Raw genomic sequence first — 21,763 nt, 5'->3', positions numbered from 1 at the left:
CCTCGCGATCTTGTGAGCCGCGGCTGTGGACTCGATGCAACGCACGCTAGGTTTTCCTAGGCCGCGTCGCTTTCGAGTCCCTCATCCAGGCCGTACTCACGCAACTTGCGGTAGAGGGTCGAGCGGCCGATTCCGAGCGCCCGGGCCACCCGCGACATGCGGAAGCCGTAGTGGCGCAGGGCGAAGCCGATCAACTCGCGCTCCACGTCGGCCAGCGCAGCCACTTCGCCGTTCTGGGCGACGAAGCGATCGGGCATGGTCGAGCGGTTCGCGCTTTCCCGCGCCGGCACGCTCGCATCGTCGATGTGAACGGGGGCTGAAGGGGCCGCCGCGGCCGCCGCCAGCCTGATCGCCTCCTCGCGACCGGCGCTCTGCGCGACGATCTGCGGGAAATCGACGGTCTCGAGATAGGCGCCGTCGCAGAGCACGACCGCCCGGTACACGGCATTCTCGAGCTGGCGGATGTTGCCGGGCCAGTTGTAGCGCCGGAGCAGTTCGAGGGCGGCATCGGAGATACCCGCCACCCGCTTGCCCGATTCCGCGGCGAGGCGGCCGATGAAGTGATCGACGAGGAGCGGGATGTCCTCTGTGCGGTCGCGCAGCGGCGGCACATAGATAGGCAGGACGTTGAGCCGATAATACAGGTCCTCGCGGAACTGCCCGGCCTTGGTGAGGTTGAGCAGGCGCCGGCTCGTCGAGGAGATGATGCGCACGTTGACCCGCACGGGGCGCTCGGCGCCGACCGGCACGATCTCGCCCTCCTGGACGACGCGCAGGAGCTTGGCCTGGAGCTCGTCCGGCAGCTCGCCGACCTCGTTGAGGAACAGGGTGCCGCCCTGGGCTTCGAGGACCTTGCCGGCCTCGTCCGATGTCGCCCCGGCGAAGGCGCCCTTGCGATGGCCGAACAGCGCCGATTCGACCTCGTCGGTCGTCAGCGCGCCGCAGTTGACGGTGACGAAGGGCTTGCCGGCTCGATCGCCGGAGCCATGGATGACGCGGGCGATGAGTTGCTTGCCGACCCCCGGCTCGCCTTCGACGATGATGGGCAAGGTCGACCTGGCCGCCTTGGCGCACAGGCTCAGGACCCGGTCCATGCCTTGCGCCCGGGTGACGATGTCGCCGACCCCGAGCGTGCCGCTCATGCGGCTGCGATCGGTGCGGACCAGAGTCTCGAGCTCGGCCAGCTTGAGCGCATTGCGCAGCGAGATGACGAGGCGCTCGGGGGCGACCGGCTTGACGAAATAATCCGCCGCGCCCTGGCGCATGGCGGAGACGACCATTTCGAGCGAGGAGTGCGCCGTCTGCACGATGACGGGCGTGGAAAGCCCCTCGCGGCGCATGGCTTCCAGCACCGCCATGCCGTCGAGATCGGGCATGACGAGGTCGAGCACCATGGCGCCGATGCCGGCATCGGCCCGCAGCAGGTCCAGCGCCTGCTTTCCGCCGGTGGCGGTGACCGCGGCAAATCCGGCGCGGCTGGCCACCTCGGAGGTCAGCCTGAGCTGCACCGGGTCATCGTCGACGATCAGAACGCGCGTCACTGGTCCTCCAAGACTCTGTCGTTGCACGACCCGCCGGACGACGAATCGCGCTGTGCCGTTTTGAGGCAGGATGAGTCCGGGGGGTTAAGAGGCCATTAAGGCTAACCAATCCGGGTTCCGCTTCACATCGCGGTACCCTGTGGCTATGGTCGCGCGCTTTGAAGTTCCGAGGTGATGGAAGTGAAGAACGAGTTGACCCGCGCCGCCGAAGCGACCGCACAGAAGGGGCACAACGAACTCGGGAAGCTCCCGGTCTGGAACCTCGATGACCTCTATCCCGGCAACGACTCCAACCAGCTGAAGCTCGATCTCGCCAAGGCGAAGGCGGAGGCCAAGGCATTCGAGTCCGACTACAAGGGCAAGCTCGAGGGGCTGGCGAAGGCGGGCAGGCTGGTCGAGGCGATCAAGCGCTACGAGGCGCTGAGCGACCTCACGGGCAAGCTCGGCTCGTATGCGTTCCTGCAATATGTGCGGAACACGCAGGACGCCGACAAGGTGAAGTTCCTCGGCGACCTCAGCCAGGCGCTGACCGACCTCAGCACCGGACTCATCTTCTTCGGGCTGGAACTCAACCGCATTGACGAGGCCGTGCTGGAGCAGGCGCTGGCCGGCAATGCCGACCTCGGCCGCTACCGGCCATGGTTCGCCGAGTTGAGGAAGGCCAAGCCCTACCAGCTCGAGGACAAGATCGAGGAGCTATTCCACGAGAAGTCGGTGACCGGCGCCTCGGCCTGGAACCGGCTGTTCGACGAGACCATGGCGAGCCTGAAGTTCACTGTCGAGGGCGAGGAACTGAACCTCGAATCGACGCTCAACTACCTGTCGGACAAGGACGAGACGAAGCGCGAGGCGGCGTTCCGGGGGATCTCGACGACGCTGCACGGCAACGAGCGACTGTTCACGCACATCACCAACGTCCTGGCCAAGGACAAGGAAATCTCCGACCGCTGGCACGGCTTCAAGGACATCGCCGACAGCCGGCACCTCGAGAATTCGGTCGAGCGCGAAGTGGTCGATGCGCTGCAGGCGGCGGTGCGCGCCGCCTATCCGCGGCTTTCGCACCGCTACTACAAGATGAAGGCCAGGTGGTTCGGCAAGGACCAGCTCAACGCCTGGGATCGCAACGCGCCGCTGCCCACCTCGGACGATCGCGTCTACGACTGGACGGCTGCGACCGAAACCGTGCTTGAGGCCTATGGCGCGTTCTCGCCCAGGCTGGTGGAGATCGCACAGCCGTTCTTCACCCAGGGCTGGATCGATGCGCCGACCAAGGACGGCAAGTCGCCCGGCGCCTTCGCGCATCCGACCGTGCCGTCGGCGCACCCCTACCTGATGCTCAACTACCTGGGCAAGGCGCGGGACGTGATGACGCTGGCGCATGAGCTGGGGCACGGCGTGCACCAGGTGCTGGCGGGGCCGCAGGGCGCGCTGATGGCGCCGACGCCGCTGACGCTGGCCGAGACGGCCTCGGTGTTCGGCGAGATGCTGACGTTCCGATCGATGCTGGCGAAAACGACCGATCCGAAGCAGCGCTTCGCCATGCTGTCGAGCAAGGTCGAGGACATGCTCAACACGGTGGTGCGGCAGATCGCGTTCTACACCTTCGAGCGCGAGGTCCACACGCGGCGGAAGGAAGGCGAGCTGACCACGGCCGATCTCAACCGGATCTGGCTCGATATCGGCGCCGAGAGCCTGGGGCCGGGGATCAAGCTCAACGACGGCTACGACATCTTCTGGGCCTATATCCCGCACTTCATTCACTCGCCGTTCTACGTCTACGCCTATGCGTTCGGCGATTGCCTCGTGAACTCGCTGTACGCGCAGTACGAGAAATCGAGCGAGGGCTTCGCGGAGCGCTATTTCGAGCTGCTGCAGGCCGGCGGGTCCAAGCACCACTCCGAACTGCTCGCTCCGTTCGGGCTCGATGCGCGCGATCCCAAGTTCTGGGACCTGGGGTTGGGCATGATCGAACGGCTGATCAACGAGCTGGAAGCGACGCAGCAATAGGACCTCAGTCCCATAGACTTGTGTCCCAGTGACGTTCCGCCGCGTGCGCTTGTGCGGCGGATTGTGGCGAAGTAAGAGAACGATCGAGGGCTTTCCGGTTTGCGGTGCGGCGCGCTGTGTCGCGTCGCGGATCGGCAGCACCTCCGAAATTTCGACGAACCGGACTTGAGGACCTGATGGCCAAGAAACCCGCCACCGCTTCGGCAAACGCCGCCGACCTGCCGCCCGCCATGGACTATGCCATGCACGAGGGCACCTATCGCGGCTTCATCTCCTTCGTGAAGTGGGGCATCGTTTCGTCGGCGCTGATCGTGCTCTCGCTGTATGCCTTCATCGAGGGGCACAACGCGATCATCGGCACGCTGCTGCTGCTGGCCATCCCCGCCCTCATCCTCGGGGTCGTGGTCCTCGGATCCCGCCGCACCTGACGGTTGGACTATCGCGCGTGGCCACCGTTGACGGCCGGCCCACGAGGCTCTGGAGACATTGATGAAGATAGCGGTGTTGCGGGAGCGCTCAGAGGGCGAAACCCGGGTTGCGGCGACCCCTGAGACTGTCACCAAGCTGATCGGGCTGGGCGCGGACGTCGCCATCGAGGCCGGGGCAGGCGAATTCGCCCGGCTCCCGGACGCCGAGTATGCCAAGGCCGGCGCCAGCGTCGGCACCGCTGCCGCCACGATCCAGGGCGCAGACATCGTGCTCGCGGTGCGGCGGCCAGCAGCGAACGCCATCGCGGGCGCGGCGCCGGGCGTGCTGGTCGTCGCGACGATGGACCCGTACGGCCACGAGGGCGACATCGCGGCGCTGGCAAAGGCGGGCGTGACCGCCGTGGCCATGGAGTTCATGCCGCGCATCACGCGCGCGCAGGTGATGGACGTGCTGTCGAGCCAGGCCAACCTAGCCGGCTACCAGGCGGTGCTGGATGCGGCGGTCGCGTTCGACCGCGCCATGCCGATGATGATGACCGCGGCGGGTACGGTGCGGCCGGCCAAGGTGTTCGTCATGGGCGCGGGCGTGGCGGGCCTGCAGGCCATTGCGACGGCCAAGCGCCTCGGCGCCGTGGTGACCGCGACGGACGTGCGCGCCGCGGCCGGCGAGCAGGTCGAATCGCTGGGTGCCAAGTTCATCATGACCGACGCGCTCAAGGATGCGTCGGGTTCGGGCGGTTATGCGCGCGAGCTGACCAAGGACGAGCAGGCGGCGCAGGCCGAGCTGGTCGCCGGCCATATCGCCAAGCAGGACATCGTCATTACCACGGCGCTGATCCCGGGCCGGCCGGCGCCGAAGCTGGTCAGCAGGGCAATGGTCGAGTCGATGGCGCCGGGTTCGGTGATCGTCGACCTGGCGGCCGAGCGCGGCGGCAATGTCGAGCTGACGCAGCCGGGCGGCGTGGCGACTACCGCCAACGGCGTCACCATCCTCGGCTACACCAACGTGCCGGGCCGGCTCGCCACCTCGGCGAGCCAGCTCTATGCGCGCAATCTCGTGTCCTTCCTCGAGACGCTGATCGACAAGAAGGAAAAGAAGCTGGCGATCAACTGGGACGACGAGCTGGTCAAGGCCACCGTGCTGACCCGCGACGGCGCCATCGTCCATCCCAACATAAAGCTCGATGCTGGCGCGTCGGCGGCTACGCCCGCTGGCGCCAAGGGGACGCAGTAAATGGAACAGACCGCCGAACACACAGCGGATGCCCTCACGGCGGCGGTAAGCGTCGCCACCGGCGGCGCGATCGATCCGTTCGTCTTCCGCCTGTCGATCTTCGTGCTCGCGATCTTCGTGGGCTACTTCGTGGTGTGGAGCGTGACACCGGCGCTGCACACGCCGCTGATGTCGGTCACCAACGCCATTTCCTCGGTGATCGTGGTGGGCGCGCTGCTGGCCGTGGGCGTGGCGCTCGCGGCCGACAGCAACTGGGTGAGCAAGCTGTTCGGCTTCCTCGCCTTGATCCTCGCCAGCGTCAATATTTTCGGCGGCTTCCTCGTCACCCAGCGCATGCTGGCGATGTACAAGAAGAAGGAAGCGCCCTCCAAGACCACGGCGGGAGCCGCTAAATGATCGACGCCAGCCTCGCCGCAGTCCTCTACCTGGTCTCGGGCGTCCTGTTCATCCTGGCGCTGCGCGGGCTGTCGAGCCCCGCCTCGGCCCGGCAGGGCAACACCTTCGGCATGGTCGGCATGGCCATCGCCATCGTCACGACCCTCTTGGTCGCCGGTGTGTCCGACTGGCTCAGCTGGCTGCTGATCATCGGCGGCCTCGCCATCGGCGGGGCGATCGGCGCGGTGCTGGCGCGTCAGGTCAAGATGACCGACATGCCGCAGCTGGTGGCTGCGTTCCACTCGCTGGTGGGTCTTGCCGCCGTGTTTGTCGCGGCTGCGGCGCTCTACGCGCCGGAGGCGTTCGGCATCGGCTCGCCCGGCCATATCCACGCGCAGGCCATCATCGAGATGAGCCTCGGCGTCGCCATCGGCGCCTTCACCTTCACCGGCTCGGTCATCGCCTTCGCCAAGCTCAACGGCAACATGAGCGGCAAGCCGATCATCCTGCCGATGCGCCACCTGATCCACATCGCGCTCGGCGTACTGCTGGTGGCGCTGATCTGGCTGTTCGCGGTCACCGTCGACCCGATCTGGTTCTGGGCCATCACCATCGTCGCGCTCGTCCTGGGCGGGCTGATGATCATCCCGATTGGCGGCGCCGACATGCCGGTGGTCGTCTCCATGCTCAACTCGTACTCCGGCTGGGCGGCGGCAGGCATCGGCTTCACGCTGGGCAATACGGCGCTGATCATCACCGGCGCGCTGGTCGGCTCGTCGGGCGCGATCCTCAGCTACATCATGTGCAAGGCGATGAACCGCAGCTTCATCTCGGTGATCCTGGGCGGGTTCGGCGGCGACGCCGCCGCGGCCGGGTCGGGCGAGGAAGAGACTCGCCCGGTCAAGCAGGGCTCGTCCGAGGACGCGGCCTTCATGATGAAGAACGCCGGCAAGGTCATCATCGTCCCCGGCTACGGCATGGCGGTGGCGCAGGCCCAGCACGCGCTGCGCGAAATGGCGGACCTGCTGAAGGCTGAGGGCGTCGAGGTCAAGTATGCCATCCATCCCGTCGCGGGCCGCATGCCGGGGCACATGAACGTGCTGCTGGCGGAAGCGAACGTGCCCTACGACGAGGTGTTCGAGCTCGAGGACATCAACTCCGAGTTCGCCCAGACCGACGTCGCCTTCGTCATCGGCGCCAACGACGTGACCAACCCGGCGGCCAAGACCGACAAGACCTCGCCGATCTACGGCATGCCGGTGCTGAACGTCGAGGACGCGGGCACGGTGCTGTTCATCAAGCGCGGCATGGCGGCGGGCTACGCGGGGGTGCAGAACGAGCTGTTCTTCCGCGACAACACCATGATGCTGTTCGGCGACGCCAAGAAGGTCACCGAGGATATCGTGAAGGCCCTCGGGCATTGATCTGGTGAGGCAGGAATGCTTGAGGCACTCCTGCCTTTTGTCCTGACCAGCCTTGCCATCGAGCTGACGCCGGGTCCCAACATGGGGTATCTGGTGGTGCTGAGCCTCGATCGCGGCCGGCCGGCAGGGCTGGCGGCGGTCTCCGGCGTGGCGCTGGGGCTGCTGGTCCTGGGGCTGGCCGCCGGTTTCGGACTGGGCAGCTTCATCAGCGAGACGCGCTGGCTCTACGAGGCGCTGCGCTGGGGCGGGGTGGCGTTCCTGGTCTGGCTCGCCTGGGACTGCTATCAGCAATCTCGCCAGCCCCTTGGTGGCGCGAAGGATGGCAATAGCCTTGCCGCCTATTTCCGGCGCGGCCTGATCAGCAACCTGATCAATCCCAAGGCGACGGTTTTCTACGTCGCGGTGCTCCCCAATTTCATCGGCGCCGACGCCCCGGCAGCACCGCAGGCGCTGGTGCTGACGACAGCCTATGTGGCCGTGGCAACGATCATTCACCTCGGCATCGTGCTGCTTGCCAGCCTGCTGCAGCCCTTGCTGGCGTCGGACCGACTGCGGCGCGGCGCCGGGCTCGTATTCTCGGCGCTCCTGGCACTCATCGCCGCCTGGCTGGCGATCTCCACGCACCGCGCCTGGTGACGACCCAGCAGGCGGCCATGGTGTTCGACCGACGCCGCGGCGGGGGAAGGGCCGGTTACCTGCATGTGCGTGCTTGCGAGGCTCGGGCAGACCCGCCATGTGTCGGCCTGTAGCAGAGGATGATCCATGGCCCGCACGATCAAAGTCGACCTGTTCACCGATACCGTCTGCCCGTGGTGCCTCGTGGGCGCCGAGCGGCTCGACCAGGCGATCGCCGCACTGCCCGACGACGTCGTCGTCGAGGTGGAGAACCACCCGTTCTATCTCGACCCCAACACGCCCGAGGAGGGCGTGGTGGTGGCGGACATGCTGCGCGAGAAATATGGCCGCGACCCGCGGGACATGTGGGCCCGCGTCGAGGGCGAGGCGAGGATGTCCGGCATTGCGCTCGACCTGAGCCGGCAGCCGCGCTCCTTTCCGACGCGCAAGGGCCACACGCTGGTCCGGCTGGCCAAGGCCAAGGGGACGCAGCACGCGCTCGCCAATGCCATCGCCTGGGCCTATTTCATGGATCACCAGCTGATCAACGACGACGAAGTGCTGGCCGGCATCGCCGAGAAGCACGGTTTCGGTCGCGACGAGGCGCTGGCCGCCGTGCGTGACGAGCGCGAACTGGCCATCACGCACCAGCTGGCGATCGCCGCCGCGCAGCAGGGTATCCAGGGCGTGCCGTTCTTCGTGTTCGACAACAGATTCGCCGTCTCCGGCTGCCAGCCGCAGGAGATGTTCGAGCGCGCCTTCGAGTACGCGCTCGATCCGGCAAAGCTCGCGGCGGCTACCGCCTGATACCGGCGGGCGACCCGCCGGAGGCGTTGCAAAGCCGAACGCCGGCCCAGGGGACCGGCGTTCCGCAGATCATTCAGGCGAAGTGCCTTACTTCCACAGCTCGAGGCCCGAGAGGGCGACCGAGTAGTTCAGGCCGACCTGGCCCTGGATCGACCACGGCTGCAGCGCGTAGCCGCGCTTCGAGCCGCCGATGAGGAAGTTGCCGCCAAGGCCGACGCCGAGCGTGGCTTCGGCTGAGCCGCCGACATAGGTCCCGGCGAGCGAGCCGGGGCCGTACTTGGTCGAGGAGGCCGAGAACACCAGCCAGACGATCTCGGTACGGCCGGTGACGCCGATGTCGATACCAAGCTTCTTGATGTTGCCCTGGTAGGTCTCGGACTTGTGGCCCTCGCGCTTGAACTTGCAGGTCATGTCCTTGGACGAGGCGATGATGAAGCCGACGCCCGGATCGACCGAGCAGCTCAGCACGCCCACCTTGACCTGCGTGGCGGCCTGAGCGGCGCCAGCAGTCATCAGCATCGCGGCGGCAGCCACGGCGGCGAGTAGTTTCTTCATTCTGCAGTCCCCAATGTTTGACGCGTTTATTCGACCCTGATGGGATCGGTAGTCTATCCGTTGCCGCCATCGGCGAAAAGGCTCGTCGGGTTGAGCGACGGGACAGATGACGACACGGAAAAAGAAGAACGCCGCCCTTTTGGGGCGGCGTTCCTGAACCTGTTCTGAACGAAAGCCAATGGCCTCGATCTTACGGACGCGCGGTCCGGGCGGCAGCGGCCGGGGCGGGCAGGCCACCCTCGCGCTGCGCACGCTTGCGGGCCAGCTTGCGCGCACGGCGCACCGCTTCGGCCTTCTGGCGAGCCTTCTTCTCGGAGGGCTTCTCGTAGTAGTTGCGAAGCTTCATCTCGCGGAAGACGCCCTCGCGCTGGAGCTTCTTCTTCAGTGCGCGCAGCGCCTGATCCACATTGTTATCGCGAACAACTACTTGCAAGCGTAACCGCCCTTCGTGATCGTCAGTTTGTCTGGTGAAAGCGTCCCAAAAGGCCGCCGACCGGCAGAGCCGATCCATTCGTGGGCGGCTATATAGGCCGATCAGGCCCGGTTGTCCATAGCATCGCGGCAGCGAAAACGCTCATTTCGGGCGCTTTTTCACCGCAACGCGGTTGATGTGGCCCATCTTGCGGCCCTTGCGCGACTCGGCCTTGCCATAGGCATGCGGCCTCAGGCCCTCGCCAAGCTTGCCCGGAATGGCGGTGATCTCGTCGCCGATCAGGTTCTCCATGACGACGTCCGCCATGCGGCTGGGATCGCCGAGCGGCCAGTTGGAGATGGCGCGGATGTGCTGCTCGAACTGGTCGGTGATGGCCACGGCCTCGGTCCAGTGGCCGGAATTGTGCACCCGCGGGGCGATCTCGTTGACCAGCAGCCTGCCGCCGGGAAGGACGAAGAACTCGACCCCGAGCACGCCGACATAGTCGAGCGCAGTGGCGATGTCGCCGGCCATCTCGACGGCGTTCCTGGCGGTCTTGCGGCTGATGTCGGCAGGAACCGTGCTGCTCTTGAGGATGTGCTCGCGATGGACGTTCTCGGCGGGCTCGAAGGCAGCGACTTCGCCGGCGGCGTTACGGGCGACGACGACGGAGATTTCCTTGTCGAAGGCGACGAAGCCCTCGAGCACCAGCGGCCTGGGGCTGAGCATCTCCCAGGCGAGCGCGGCGTCTTCCATGTTGCGCACGATACGCTGGCCCTTGCCGTCATAGCCGAGGCGGGTGGTCTTGAGCACGGCCGGGGTGCCGATCTCGGCGAGCTCGGCCTCGAGCCGGTCGAGGTCGGTGATCGCGGCGAAGGGCGCGACGGGGATGCGGTTGATGGTGAGGAAGGCCTTTTCGGCCAGCCGGTCCTGCGCCACGGCCAGCGCCTTGGCATCGGGCCGAAGCGGCTTCAACTGCTGCAGGAAGGCAGCCGTCCTGGCCGGCACGTTCTCGAACTCGTAGGTGATGACGTCGACCTCGGCGGCGAAGCGGGCGAGCGCCTCCTCGTCGTCATAGGCGGCGACGGTCTTGCGCGGGGTAACGTCGAAGGCGGGGCTATCGGGATCCGGGCAGTAGATATGGGTCTTCATGCCCAGCCGGGCCGCGGCGAGCGCCAGCATGCGGCCAAGCTGGCCGCCACCCAGGATACCGATGGTGCTGCCTTGCGGCAGCGGCGTGGACTCAGACATCGTCGGATGGAAACTCGGGTATGGATGCGGTCTGGTCGGCGCGGAACTCGTCGAGCGCGGCGGCGATCTCCGGATCGGACAGGGCCAGGATGGCGGCGGCCATGAGCGCGGCGTTGATGGCGCCGGCGCGGCCGATGGCGAGGGTGCCGACGGGGATGCCGGGAGGCATCTGGACCATGGAGAGCAGGCTGTCCTCGCCGCCGAGCGCCCTGGTCTCGGCGGGCACTCCGAGTACGGGCAGCGGCGTCAGGGCCGCCACCATGCCGGGCAGGTGGGCAGCGCCGCCGGCCGAGGCGATGACGACCTTGAAGCCTTCCGCCCGGGCGCCCCTGGCGAACTCGTACATGCGATCCGGGGTGCGGTGGGCCGAGACGATGCGCGCCTCGTAGTCGATCTTCAACGCGTCCAGCGTTTCGGCGGCATGGCGCAGGTTGGGCCAGTCGGACTGGCTGCCCATGATGATGGCGACGGGTGGCGAGGTCGGCACGTGGTCCCCCCGGGAGGCTCGGCACTCAAGTCGTCACCCATAGTGATGCCGCCCACATCGCGCAAGCGACTCGCCGTGGGCCTTTCGTTCAGGCTGCGCTCGAGGGCTTGTCGAGGCCGCAGGCGAGCGCGTCGAGCATGTCGCGGTCGGCCAGCTCGATCGAGCCCTCGGGCAGGCCGAGGATGCGGTCGATCACCGTGCCGAGATAGGTCAGCTTGTCGAGCAGCTGCCGCGCCAGCCGCTCGAAGGTCAGCCGGTCGCCCGCCATGTAGAGCGTGGTGATCAGCTCGCGGTTGGACCGGAGCAGGTGGAGGATGACCTCGGCAGCGCTCTCCGGATCGGCGGTGTCGAAGGTCTGCTCGGCGACCCCCTCCACGATGATGCGGGTCAGCACGGGCAGGACCACCTCGTCGACGGCGCGATGGGTGCGCTCGAACAGGTGCAGGTTCTCGGCCCGGAACAGGGGGGCAAAGGTGGCGCGCAGCTCGGCGGCCGAGTCCACCTTGTAGCGGCGCATGGTGCCGATGAAGCCGACGAGCCTGGAGAAGGCATCGAGGGTCGGATCGTTGACGATCTCGTCGGCGAGCGCCGCGGTCTGGCGCGCGTAGCGGCAGGCGAGGGCCTCGACCAGATCCTCCCTGGAGGCGAAGTGGTGGTAGAAGGCGCCCTTGCTCACCCCGACCTCGGCGATGATCTGGTTCACCGAAGTGGCGTCATACCCCTGGCGCGCGAACAGGCGCTGGGCGGCGTCGAGGATTTCGTCGCGCCGCACGGTGGCGGCCTTCACGATACGTGGAAAGGGCATGCGCAATCCTCTACCGACCGACGGTCGGTCGGCTGTCTAGCACGGGTCGGCCGCGATTGGGAGGGGCAGCAGGGTTGTAGCTGCCCCGGCGAAGCGGGGGGCGGGATCTGCGAAGCCGATCGAGGAGGCGCCCACAACACCGGGGATGACATCGAGCGGGTAGGTGAGCTGGATGCTTCCGGGTGCTTCAGGCGATGATGTCGGGGAGCAGGATGTTCTCGAGCTGGACGATGCGGTCCTTGAGCGCGAGCTTGCGCTTCTTCATGCGCTGGATCAGCATCTGGTCGCCGTAGCCCGACCCGGAAAGGGTATGGATGGCCGCGTCGAGGTCGGCATGCTCCTGGCGCTTGGCGGCCAGTTCGAGCCCCAGAGCAGCTTCCTGTTCCTTGGTCAGCGGCAGCATGCTGGCGGTCCGCTCCCCCCTGAGTTGCGCCCTGATCAAACTAACGCGATCGGGCCGGAATTTGCACCCGGTTTCGCGCATGGCGGTCGGTGTTGCACCCTTGCCACGTCGACAACGCGTGAATTTTTTGTGACGATCGAGTCGTCCGAGACAAGTGGGAAGGAGTTGTCATGACGACTGAAGGCCACATCGAGTCGTTGGAGCGGCGTCACCGCGACCTCGATCGGGAGATAGAGGACGAACTGAACCACCCCAGCCACGATGACCTCTACATCGCGGCACTCAAGCGCAAGAAACTGGAAATCAAGGACGAGCTGACCCGGACGCGTGCCAACGTATCCTGAGAAACAAGCATCAGATCATGCAGACGCAAGGCCACGGCGCATGCTGCGGCCTTTTTTGTTTCGGGGGTATCGCCGGTGAGGGCCTGCCGTTGCCATTCGAGCGTAGCTCTCATGGCCTTCTCGCCTAGAATCGCTCAACCGGAGCGATTTTGCCCTACGAGCCCGGCTCGAAGTCGTTGATTTCGAACCAGTAGCCGTTGGGGTCCTGCACGAAGACGGCGCGCATGCCGTCCGGGCGCACGTTCACCTCGCCGACGTCGCCCTTCATGTTCGAGAAGGGGACGCCGATAGCGCGGAAATGGGCGATGACGGCGTCGAGGTCGGGGGCCGAAAGGGCGAAGTGGGTGCGCTTTTCCACGTGGGTCCGGCTGATGTCGCCGGCCTGGATGTGGAAGCGCTGCGCATTGCCGAACTCGAACCAGCGGATATGCCCGCCGCCCATCGGGTCGGGGACCTCGCGGATCTGCAGGACCTCGGTGAGGAACTGGGCTGTCTCGTCGAGATCGCGAACCAGCAGCGCGATGTGGTCGAGCCGGTAGTCGATGCTCATGGTTGCTCCCGTCAGGCTGTTGCGCCGGCGAAGAAGACGCCGATGGCGCCATCGTAGATCAGCTTGAGGGCCAGCAGGAACACCAGCCAGTAGGTCAGCTGGTAGAAGCGCTTGACCGAGATGCGGCGCACGGCCCAGACGCCGGCCATGACGCCCGCGATGGCGAGCGGGGCGAGGATGGCGGCGCGCTCGAGATTGGCGACGTTCAACTGCCCCAGGAAGAAGTAGGGGACGAGCTTGGCGGTGTTGACGATGGCGAAGAAGAAGGCCGTCGTGCCCGAATAGATCACCGGCGTCAGGCGCTGGGGCAGCACGTAGATCTGGAACGGCGGGCCGCCGGTGTGGCTGATGAAGCTGGTGAAGCCGGCTGCGCCGCCCCAGAAGGCACCCCAGCCCCTGGAAGGCGGCAGGCCTTCGAGCTTCTTGCGGATCGGCAGCAGCGCATCGAGGATGAAAAGCAGCGTCAGGATGCCGACGAAGAGCAGCACCATGGCGTCGGAGACGAAGCTCCACAGCACCCAGCCGACAATGGTGCCGACAAGGGCCCCGGGCAGCATGATCCTCAGGATGCGCCAGTCGGCGTCCTTGCGATAGGTCCACACCGCGATGACGTCCATGACGAGGAGCAGGGGCAGCAGCATGCCCGCCGCATCGCGGGCCGGCATCACCAGCGACAGGAGCGGAACCCCGACCAGGCCAAGGCTGCCGACGAGCCCGGATTTGCTCAAGGCAACGATGAAGACCGCGAGAACCGCGACGGCCCAGAAGGTAGGATCGGTCATGGATTTCTTGAGCTAAGGCGGAAAGGGAGGCGGGGCGGCTACTCGGAGCCTGCGGGGCGCTGCTTGTCAATATCGTCGGCGACCTCTTCCCCGGTCGCGGACGCATTCTCGCGGTCGGCACGCATGACGGCGTCGAGCATCTCGGTGGAGCGGCGGACGAAGCCGATATAGGCGGCCTGGTCGTGCCGCACGGCATAGCTCTCCTTGAGCATGCGCGTATCGTGTCGCTCGAAGGCATCGGCGACCTGCCTGGCCTTGGCCTCGTCGTGCCCGAGCGCCATCAGCGCCTGCTCGCCGAGGCGGATGGCGGACCGGAAGGTCTCGCGCTCGATGACGTGGACACCGAGCGCCATGAGGTCGTGCGCGTGGGACCGGTCGACAGCGCGGGCGGCGACGATGACATCGGGGAAGTGGCGGCGGATCAACTCGGCGATGCCCAGGATGCGCTCGCCGCCGGCGACGGCAATGACGATCATGCGGGCCTGGTCGGCGCCGGCGGCGCGCAGGATCTCGAGACGTCCGCCATCGCCGTAGAAGACCTTGACGCCGAAGCGCTTGACCAGCTCGATCTGGGCAGGATCGTCATCGATCAGGGTCATCTCGAAGCCCTGGGCGCGCAGCATGCGGGTGACGATCTGGCCGAAGCGGCCATAGCCGAGGACGATCACCTTGTCCTTGGGATCCCGGACATCCGGGCCGGGGGGCAGTTCGGCTTCATCCGCGACCGGCGCCGTATTGAGGCCGGGCGCCAGCAGGCGATCGTAGAGAAAGAGCAGCAGCGGCGTGGTCGCCATGGAGAGGGCCACGACCACGGTCAGCAGTTCCACCTCCGGCCCGGACAGGTTGCCGGCGGTGCGCGCGAACTGCAGCACGACGAAGGCGAACTCGCCGGCCTGGCTGAGCAGGATCGCGAGCAGCAGGCGCTCGGCGGCGTGCATGCGGAAGAAGGTCGCGAGCACATAGAGCACCAGCATCTTGAGGCCGATCAGCGCGATCAGCACGGCGGCCACGACCAGCGGGTTCTCGACCACGACCCGGAAGGCGATCGACATGCCCACGGTGATGAAGAACAGGCCGAGCAGCAGGCCCTTGAACGGCTGGAGGTTGCTCTCCAGTTCGTGCCGGTACTCGCTGTCGGCGAGCAGCACGCCGCCGAGGAAGGCGCCTAGTGCAGGCGAGAGGCCGAAGGACTGGGTGACCAGGGCTGTGCCGATCACGAGCGCAAGGGCGAAGGCGGTGAAGCCCTCCGGCACGCGCGTGCGGGCGAGCCAGCCCATGAGCGGCCGGATCACGAAGCGGGAGCCGAGCAGGGCGGCGATGAAGGCGGCGACGACGACGACGGCCAGCCACCAGCCGATGGGATTGTCGACCGCATCGAGCACGCCTTCGCCGATCGCCTCGATCGGCCGGCCACCCATGTTGGCGAGCAGCGGGATGACGGCCAGTACGGGAATGACGGCCACGTCCTGGACCAGCAGGATGGCGAGCGAGGCACGGCCGGTATCGGTCTTGGTGATGTTGCGCTGGTCGATCGACTGCATGGCGATGGCGGTCGAACTCATGGCCAGGGCGAGGCCGACGACGGCGGCATCGGCCCACACGAAGCCGATGACGCGCGCGAGGATGGCGATGACGATGCTGGTCGCCACCATCTGCGTGAAGCCCAGGCCGAATACCTTGTTGCGCATGCGCCAGAGTTCGCTGCCATCGACCTCGAGGCCGATGAGGAACAGCATCATGACGACGCCGAACTCGGCGGCCTGGTGGATGACCTCGGTGTCCGAGACGAGCGACAGGCCGTAGGGGCCGATCAGCACCCCGGCGGCGAGGTAGCCGAGGATGGTCCCGAGGCCGAGCCACTTGAACAGCGGCACCAGCAGGACCGTCGCTGCGAGCAGCACGAAGATCGCCAGCAGCATGTTGCTTCCATCCAGCGGCAGCACTTCGGGCGCCGCTGCCCCAGTTCGATGCGGATACCCCGTGGTATCGCACGGACAAGGCGGCAAGAAAGCGGAAAATTGCAATGCAGACGGGCCATTCCCGCAGCGGAGAACGGCCCGTCAATCATGCTGCGCGCTGGTGCGGCCTATTCGTCGTCTTCGCTGCTGCCCTTGAGCGACTTGAGCTTGGCAAACACGGAGTCGGCGTCGATCTCTTCCTCGCGCTCCGTGCGGTGTTCGGCGTGCTCGTCGCCTTCGGCATGGGCGGCGCCGGTGCGGTGGGCGCCGGCCAGCGCCTCCTCGGCGGTGAGCAGCATGGTGCCCTCCTCGGCGACCTCGCCCGGAGCGGCGCCCTTGGAGGCGCGGCTGACTTCGAGATCGAGGTCGATCTGGCTGGCGAGGCCGAGCGTCACCGGGTCCATCGGGGTGATGTTGGCATTGTTCCAGTGGGTGCCGTCACGCACCGCGTCGATGGTCGACTTGGTGGTGCCGACGAGCCGCATGATCTGCGCATCCTTCATTTCAGGATGGTTGCGCAGCAGCCACTTGATGGCGTTCGGGCGCTCGTTGCGGCGCGAGATCGGGGTGTAGCGCGGGCCCTTGCGCTTGGGCGCGGCGACGCGAACCTTGGGCTCGCTCATCTTCATGCGGTAGTTCGGGTCCGCCTCGGCCTTCTCGATCTCGTCGCGCGTGAGCTGGCCGTTCTGGATCGGGTTGACGCCCATGATGCCGCTCGCGACGTCGCCGTCGGCGACACCCTGCACTTCCAGCGGATGGAGCCCGCAAAAGGCGGCGATCTGATCGAACGAAAGAGCGGTGTTGTCGACCAGCCAGACGGCGGTTGCCTTGGGCATCAGAAGGGGCGTGGCCATTTGATAAATGTCTCCTTTGGGCGCGGACCGGGATCTTCCGGAACGCTCCGCCTCGGGGTTCGTCATTGAGGGGGAATGACGGCCTATATACGCGGCGGTTCACACCGATTCAATCGGATTGTCTCGATCAGCGCCGGTGCCCCTGAGGGTTGCGCCCCAGTCGGTGACGAGGATCAGCTTGCCGTAATTATCGGAGCGCTCGAGCTCGACATGGCCCCGGGCGGCCTCGACGAGCGGCAGGGCGCGGATGCGCGGCCGGACGATGCGGCCGTCCTTGAGCGCGGGCCAGACGGAGGCGAGCAGGCTCGCGGCGATCGCGGCCTTGGTCTCCCGCGTCTGCGGGCGCAGCGTCGAGCCCGACAGGGTCAGCTGCTTCATCAGGATCAGGCTGGCATTGATCTCGGCCCTCGGCCCGGCCTGGGTGGAGACGATGACGATGTGGCCGAAGCGGGCGGCGGCGCGCAGGTTGCGGTCGAGTGCATCGCCGCCGACGATATCGACGATGCGGTCGGCGCCCCTGCCGCCGGTGAGTGACAGGGTGCGGGCGACGAAGTCCTCGCGGGTGCGGTCGATGGTCTCGGCAGCCCCCAGGCTCCTGGCATAGGCGGCCCTCACCGGATCGGACACGACGGCGATCGGGATGGCGCCGTGGAGGCGCGCGATCTGGATCGCCGCACCGCCGATGCCGCCAGCGCCGCCGTGGACCAGCACATGCATGCCAGGGTCGAGACCGGCGCGCATGATCAGGGTCTGCTGGATGGTGAAGAAGGTCTCGGGCAGCGCGGCACCGGCGAGCATCGACCAGTTGGCGGGCAGGGGCAGGACCTGGCCGGCGGCGACCGCGACGTACTCGGCATAGCCGCCGCCATGGGTGAGGGCGACCACGGGGTCGCCGGGGGCGAAACCGCTGACGCCCGGCCCGAGTGCGGCGATCTCGCCGCCGACCTCGAGCCCGGGGAGCGGCGAGGCATCGGGCGGCGGATTGTACGTGCCGCGGCGCTGGCCTAGGTCGGGCGCGTTGAGACCGGCAGCGGCGACGCGGATCAGGACCTCGCCGGGGCCCGGCACGGGCACGGGCTGAGTGACCGGCTGCAGCACTTCGGGACCGCCGAAGGCGGAGATGGCGATGGCGGTCATTTCGATGGGGGCGGTCATGGCGCCAGCTTGGCCCTGGCGGTGCCGGCTGGCAAGACGGCCTCGCAAAGGGTTGCGCTGCCCGGCGGGGGGACTAAAATCCACAAGAAAGCAAACAAGAACAGGGAGATGGCGATGTTCGACGACGACCAAGCCAAGCGTCCGAAGGCCCACGAGGTCGGCATGCCGATCGACACGATGTCGGTCGAGGAACTGAACGAGCGCATCGCGCTGCTCAGGAGCGAGATCGCCCGGCTCGAGCAGGCGATCGGCGCGCGGCAGAAGACGCGGTCGGAGGCCGACTCGCTGTTCAAGTTCTGAGCGCCGGCAGGCACAGGGACTGCAACCCACTCGGTCTCATCCAGCGAAGGCCGAAGCCCATTCTTCCGCTGGCGCAAGGGGATGGTTGGGTCCCTGCTTTTGCAGGGTGACAGCGGGTGTGCGGGCTCCCTACTCGAGCAACAGCATAGGGAACCGCGCTCACCAATCGGCAAGGTTAAGAAAGCGAGTCCTGTTAACCTGCAATTAACGTCTGCGCGTTAACTTCAAGCTCATCCAGTTCGCTGGATTCTGCAGAGTGGTTTCTCCCTCTGTTTGACGCCTCCCTGTTAACTTTCGAGAGCCGCCATCTGACGGCTCTTTTCTTTTTTGCCCCAGTGCATTGGCCGTTAAGTCAACGGCAAGAGTGCGGGGCGCAAGACAGGGTGGTATGGCTCGGGGCGGGCCACCAGCATCCGGGCAGCAGCGTGGACGACAGGACCAGGAACAGACCGGCAGTCGCTATCGGGCCGCGCATCGTGGCGTCGGGCGGCTTCGACGCCCTGTATCGCGAGGGCATGGCGCTGATCGAAGAGGTGGCGGCCTATCTCGACGGCGATGGTCGCGGCGAGAGCCGCGGACTGCCGCGCGAGGCGTCGTTCGTCTATGCGACCGAAAGCATGCGGCTGACGACCCGGCTGATGCAACTGGCCAGCTGGCTGTTGCTGCAGCGGGCGGTGAACGAGGGCGAACTGACGCCCGAGAATGCCCGGGTCGAAAAGGAAAAGGTCCGCTTCACGGCAACGCCGAGCGAGCGGGGCGGGCCGGGCTTCGAGGATCTGCCCGAGCGCTTGCGCGGCTTCATCGCCAAGGGCGACCGGCTGTTCGAGCGGGTACAGCAATATGACCGCCTCGAGCGCGGTGGCGTGCCGGACTATGCGCCGGAGGCAGTGGGCGGCATCGCCGACCAACTGGCGCGGCTGAAGGCGGCGTTCGGGCGGCTGAAGGAATAGGGCGGGACCTTGCCCTCTGTCTCCTCTTGCACCGGGTCATTCCCGCGAAAGCGGGAACCTCTGTTTGCGGTGGCTACCCAAGAACGGAGATCCCCGCTTTCGCGGGAATGACATCGATTGTTGGGTGACGGTCCGATCTACCGCACCGGCACTTCCCGCCGCCCCCTCCACAAGCTTCGCTGGTCCCCCTCCCCCGTGAATGGGGGAGGAAACAAAAAGCCCGGCGCAATGGCCGGGCTCGTGAGCAGGTTCGTGCGCTCGAGGCTTAGAAGCCGAGGCCCTTGAACTTGTCCTTGAAGCGGGTGACGCGGCCGCCACGGTCCATCAGGTTGCCCTGCACGCCGGTCCATGCCGGATGGGTCTTGGGGTCGATGTCGAGCTGCAGCGTGTCGCCGGCCTTCCCGTAGGTCGAACGGGTCTGGTAGGTGGTGCCGTCGGTCATTGCCACGGTGATCATGTGGTAGTCGGGATGGATGTCGGTCTTCATGGCGCTCGCCTCAAATCAAACGAGCGCACGAGCGCCCGGACTGGTTCGTCGAATTCGGATTGCGGCGGTACATAGAGAAAAACCGCCCTTCGCGCAAGTGCGGGGCAGCAGGTTGTCGCAGCCCGGCAATTGAGTTGCGGGCCACCGGCGACCCGCCTATATCGAGGGCACTTCTGGGGGCGCTGAAGGCTGCCCCAAGCGGCACGCAAGAATGGAGCCTCCGTGAAGGGCCGACCGAGAACGACCGGGTCCAGGGACCTTTCGCCGATAAGGCGCCTCGTGCCGTTCCTGTTGCGCTATCCGTGGCGCTTCGGACTGACCATCCTGTTCCTGCTGATGTCGACGCTGTCGTCGCTCGTGGTGCCGTCGCTGGCCGGCAGGATCATCGACAAGGGCTTTGTCGAACGCAATCTCGACGCGGTCGCCGAGTACGGGCTGATTGCACTGGGCGTCGCGGTGGTGATGGCGGTCACCAGCGCCGCGCGCTTCTATTTCATCTCGGTGCTCGGGGAGCGCGTGCTCACCGACCTGCGGCGCAAGGTGTTCGACCACCTGCTGATCCTCGATTCGCGCTTCTTCGACCTGCATCGGGTGGGCGAGCTGACCTCGCGTCTCACCGGAGATGTCGCCACCATCCGCGGCGCCATCGGCTCGAGCATCTCGGTGATGCTGCGCGGCTCGGTGACGCTCATCGGCGCCGTGGTGCTGATGTTCATCACCAGCCCGGTGCTCGCCTCGGTGGTGGTCTTGGTGGGCCCGGCGATCCTGATCCCGGTGATGGTCTTCGCCCGACGCCTGAGGTCGAAATCGCGGCGCACGCAGGACGCATTGGCGGACATGTCGGCGATGGCGACCGAAGCGCTCGGCGCCAGCAAGACGATCAAGAGCTTCGTGCAGGAGACCGAGCAGTCGAGGGCGTACGGCGTCGAGGCCGAAAAGTCCTACCGGTCGGAGGTGAGTCGGCTGTGGACGCGTGCGGCCCTGTTGGGCGGCGTGGTGTTCCTGTCAACCGCCGCGCTCGTCGTGCTCGTCTGGTGGGGCGCGAACGCGGTGTTCCAGGGCTGGGTCACGGTGGGGGGGCTGGCGCAGTTCATGATCTACGCGCTGATGGCGTCGAATGCGCTGACCAACCTTTCCGACATCGTGGGGGTGTTCCAGATCGTCGCGGGGGCGACCGAGCGGCTGATGGAGATCCTCGATACCGAACCGGCGATCAAGGCTCCGGCGCAGCCCAGGGCGCTGCCTCAGCCGGCGCTGGGGACGGTGGCCCTGGAGAATGTCGACTTCTGCTATGGTACGCGCGACGACGAGCCGGTGCTGGACAAGGTGAGCTTTGCCGTCGTCCACGGGGAGACGGTGGCGCTGGTTGGCGCCTCGGGGGCCGGCAAGTCGACGATCTTCGCGCTGGTGCAGCGGTTCTACGACGTGACCGGCGGGCGCATCCTCGTCGATGGCCTCGACGTGCGCGACGTCGATCCGGCGCAGCTCCGGCGGCGTTTCGCCTATGTCGAGCAGGAGCCGACGATCTTTGCCGGCACGATTGCCGACAACATCCGCTTCGGCCGGCCGGAGGCGAGCTTCGCCGAGATCGAGGCGGCTGCCAGGGCGGCGCTGGTGCACGACTACGTGATGGAGTTTCCGAGCGGCTACGACACCATGGTGGGCGAGCGCGGCGTGATGCTGTCGGGCGGACAGAAGCAGCGGCTGGCCATTGCGCGCGCCCTGCTCAAGGACGCGCCGATCCTGCTGCTCGACGAAGCGACCTCGGCGCTCGATGCGCACAGCGAGCGGCTGGTGCAGCTGGCGCTCGAGCGGCTGATGCAAGGCCGCACGACGCTGGTCATCGCGCACCGCCTCGCCACCATCCGCGATGCCGACCGCATCCTCGTGCTGGACAAGGGCCGCGTCGTCGACCAGGGGACGCACGACCAGCTGGTGCGCAAGGGCGGCAAGTATGCCGAGCTGGCCAAGCTGCAGTTCCGGGGGGAAGCGGCACCCGCGGCGGAGTGAAAAGAAGTCAGCCAACTAACTTCTGACCT

At 66.7% G+C, this 21,763-nt stretch carries 24 protein-coding genes; 11 read left to right on the top strand and 13 right to left on the bottom strand.

Features of this window, described 5'->3' with window-relative positions:
- Window positions 1–56: 56 nt before the first annotated feature.
- Window positions 57–1,541 (bottom strand): sigma-54 dependent transcriptional regulator, encoded by a 1,485-nt coding sequence (locus J0I99_RS15475; protein WP_291398536.1) that lies wholly within the window; start codon window positions 1,539–1,541, stop codon window positions 57–59.
- A gap of 180 nt (window positions 1,542–1,721) precedes the next feature.
- Between J0I99_RS15475 and J0I99_RS15470 the strand changes: the two genes are divergently transcribed.
- The 7 genes from J0I99_RS15470 (at window position 1,722) to J0I99_RS15440 (ending at window position 8,431) form a co-directional block, all read left to right on the top strand.
- Window positions 1,722–3,548, top strand: coding sequence for a M3 family oligoendopeptidase (locus J0I99_RS15470; RefSeq protein ID WP_291398535.1), 1,827 nt, complete (start codon window positions 1,722–1,724; stop codon window positions 3,546–3,548).
- Between the two features lie 176 nt (window positions 3,549–3,724).
- A complete protein-coding gene (locus J0I99_RS15465) occupies window positions 3,725–3,976 on the top strand; it encodes an aa3-type cytochrome c oxidase subunit IV (protein ID WP_291390756.1) in 252 nt (83 codons plus the stop codon).
- A 61-nt stretch (window positions 3,977–4,037) separates the two neighbouring features.
- Entirely contained in the window at window positions 4,038–5,210 is a 1,173-nt protein-coding gene (locus J0I99_RS15460; protein WP_291390755.1) for a Re/Si-specific NAD(P)(+) transhydrogenase subunit alpha, read from the top strand.
- Window positions 5,211–5,606, top strand: coding sequence for an NAD(P) transhydrogenase subunit alpha (locus J0I99_RS15455; RefSeq protein ID WP_363278208.1), 396 nt, complete (start codon window positions 5,211–5,213; stop codon window positions 5,604–5,606).
- Window positions 5,606–7,009 (top strand): NAD(P)(+) transhydrogenase (Re/Si-specific) subunit beta, encoded by a 1,404-nt coding sequence (locus J0I99_RS15450; protein WP_291390762.1) that lies wholly within the window; start codon window positions 5,606–5,608, stop codon window positions 7,007–7,009. The genes J0I99_RS15455 and J0I99_RS15450 overlap by 1 nt, the downstream gene beginning before the upstream one ends.
- Window positions 7,010–7,024: 15 nt before the next feature.
- A complete protein-coding gene (locus J0I99_RS15445; protein ID WP_291398534.1) occupies window positions 7,025–7,645 on the top strand; it encodes a LysE family translocator in 621 nt (206 codons plus the stop codon).
- Between the two features lie 126 nt (window positions 7,646–7,771).
- Window positions 7,772–8,431: a DsbA family oxidoreductase gene (locus J0I99_RS15440; protein WP_291398533.1), complete on the top strand. Its 660-nt coding sequence runs from the start codon at window positions 7,772–7,774 to the stop codon at window positions 8,429–8,431.
- 87 nt (window positions 8,432–8,518) lie between these two features.
- Here the strand turns inward: J0I99_RS15440 and J0I99_RS15435 are convergent, their stop codons facing one another.
- The 6 genes from J0I99_RS15435 to J0I99_RS15410 all read right to left on the bottom strand — a co-directional run bounded on the left by J0I99_RS15435 (window position 8,519) and on the right by J0I99_RS15410 (window position 12,344).
- Window positions 8,519–8,986: a DUF992 domain-containing protein gene (locus J0I99_RS15435; RefSeq protein WP_291390750.1), complete on the bottom strand. Its 468-nt coding sequence runs from the start codon at window positions 8,984–8,986 to the stop codon at window positions 8,519–8,521.
- A 190-nt stretch (window positions 8,987–9,176) separates the two neighbouring features.
- Window positions 9,177–9,419, bottom strand: a complete 243-nt coding sequence (gene rpsU / locus J0I99_RS15430) for a 30S ribosomal protein S21 (RefSeq protein WP_291390749.1) — start codon at window positions 9,417–9,419, stop codon at window positions 9,177–9,179.
- Window positions 9,420–9,560: 141 nt separating this feature from the next.
- Window positions 9,561–10,649 carry a 5-(carboxyamino)imidazole ribonucleotide synthase gene (locus J0I99_RS15425; RefSeq protein WP_291398532.1) on the bottom strand — a complete coding sequence of 363 codons (1,089 nt, stop codon included), beginning with the start codon at window positions 10,647–10,649 and terminating at the stop codon, window positions 9,561–9,563.
- Complete coding sequence (gene purE, locus J0I99_RS15420; protein ID WP_291390747.1) at window positions 10,642–11,136, bottom strand: 5-(carboxyamino)imidazole ribonucleotide mutase; 495 nt, start codon at window positions 11,134–11,136, stop codon at window positions 10,642–10,644. The genes J0I99_RS15425 and purE overlap by 8 nt, the downstream gene beginning before the upstream one ends.
- An 88-nt stretch (window positions 11,137–11,224) precedes the next feature.
- Window positions 11,225–11,941 (bottom strand): TetR/AcrR family transcriptional regulator, encoded by a 717-nt coding sequence (locus J0I99_RS15415; protein WP_291390746.1) that lies wholly within the window; start codon window positions 11,939–11,941, stop codon window positions 11,225–11,227.
- 187 nt (window positions 11,942–12,128) lie between these two features.
- A complete protein-coding gene (locus J0I99_RS15410; RefSeq protein WP_291390745.1) occupies window positions 12,129–12,344 on the bottom strand; it encodes a DUF465 domain-containing protein in 216 nt (71 codons plus the stop codon).
- 170 nt (window positions 12,345–12,514) lie between these two features.
- Between J0I99_RS15410 and J0I99_RS15405 the strand changes: the two genes are divergently transcribed.
- Window positions 12,515–12,688 (top strand): DUF465 domain-containing protein, encoded by a 174-nt coding sequence (locus tag J0I99_RS15405; protein WP_291390743.1) that lies wholly within the window; start codon window positions 12,515–12,517, stop codon window positions 12,686–12,688.
- A gap of 154 nt (window positions 12,689–12,842) precedes the next feature.
- Here the strand turns inward: J0I99_RS15405 and J0I99_RS15400 are convergent, their stop codons facing one another.
- The 5 genes from J0I99_RS15400 to J0I99_RS15380 form a co-directional block, all read right to left on the bottom strand.
- Entirely contained in the window at window positions 12,843–13,238 is a 396-nt protein-coding gene (locus tag J0I99_RS15400) for a VOC family protein (RefSeq protein ID WP_291398531.1), read from the bottom strand.
- 11 nt (window positions 13,239–13,249) lie between these two features.
- Window positions 13,250–14,020: a sulfite exporter TauE/SafE family protein gene (locus tag J0I99_RS15395; protein WP_291398530.1), complete on the bottom strand. Its 771-nt coding sequence runs from the start codon at window positions 14,018–14,020 to the stop codon at window positions 13,250–13,252.
- 38 nt (window positions 14,021–14,058) lie between these two features.
- Window positions 14,059–15,963 (bottom strand): monovalent cation:proton antiporter-2 (CPA2) family protein, encoded by a 1,905-nt coding sequence (locus J0I99_RS15390; RefSeq protein ID WP_291398529.1) that lies wholly within the window; start codon window positions 15,961–15,963, stop codon window positions 14,059–14,061.
- Between the two features lie 143 nt (window positions 15,964–16,106).
- A complete protein-coding gene (locus tag J0I99_RS15385) occupies window positions 16,107–16,832 on the bottom strand; it encodes a DUF1013 domain-containing protein (RefSeq protein ID WP_291390224.1) in 726 nt (241 codons plus the stop codon).
- Between the two features lie 99 nt (window positions 16,833–16,931).
- Window positions 16,932–17,987: an NAD(P)H-quinone oxidoreductase gene (locus J0I99_RS15380; RefSeq protein WP_291398528.1), complete on the bottom strand. Its 1,056-nt coding sequence runs from the start codon at window positions 17,985–17,987 to the stop codon at window positions 16,932–16,934.
- A gap of 108 nt (window positions 17,988–18,095) precedes the next feature.
- On the opposite strand from J0I99_RS15380, the gene J0I99_RS15375 reads away from it, so the two are divergent.
- Together J0I99_RS15375 and J0I99_RS15370 are read left to right on the top strand one after the other, a co-directional pair.
- Complete coding sequence (locus J0I99_RS15375) at window positions 18,096–18,287, top strand: DUF1192 domain-containing protein (protein ID WP_291390227.1); 192 nt, start codon at window positions 18,096–18,098, stop codon at window positions 18,285–18,287.
- A 461-nt stretch (window positions 18,288–18,748) separates the two neighbouring features.
- Window positions 18,749–19,237, top strand: a complete 489-nt coding sequence (locus J0I99_RS15370) for a DUF1465 family protein (RefSeq protein WP_291390228.1) — start codon at window positions 18,749–18,751, stop codon at window positions 19,235–19,237.
- A gap of 265 nt (window positions 19,238–19,502) precedes the next feature.
- On the opposite strand, the gene rpmE is transcribed toward J0I99_RS15370, so the two are convergent.
- Window positions 19,503–19,724, bottom strand: a complete 222-nt coding sequence (gene rpmE, locus J0I99_RS15365; RefSeq protein ID WP_291389515.1) for a 50S ribosomal protein L31 — start codon at window positions 19,722–19,724, stop codon at window positions 19,503–19,505.
- Window positions 19,725–20,003: 279 nt separating this feature from the next.
- Here rpmE and J0I99_RS15360 point away from each other — a divergent pair, with 279 nt between their 5' ends.
- The gene (locus tag J0I99_RS15360) at window positions 20,004–21,734 is read left to right on the top strand and encodes an ABC transporter transmembrane domain-containing protein (RefSeq protein ID WP_291389514.1); all 1,731 of its coding nucleotides are present in this window, start codon (window positions 20,004–20,006) and stop codon (window positions 21,732–21,734) included.
- The last annotated feature ends 29 nt before the right edge of the window (window positions 21,735–21,763 follow it).

The sequence above is a fragment of the Devosia sp. genome, from assembly GCF_017307495.1.
Classification (GTDB): domain Bacteria; phylum Pseudomonadota; class Alphaproteobacteria; order Rhizobiales; family Devosiaceae; genus Devosia_A.
The sequence above is the reverse complement of the archived record's forward strand: the minus strand, read 5'-3'. Positions and strand labels throughout refer to the sequence as shown.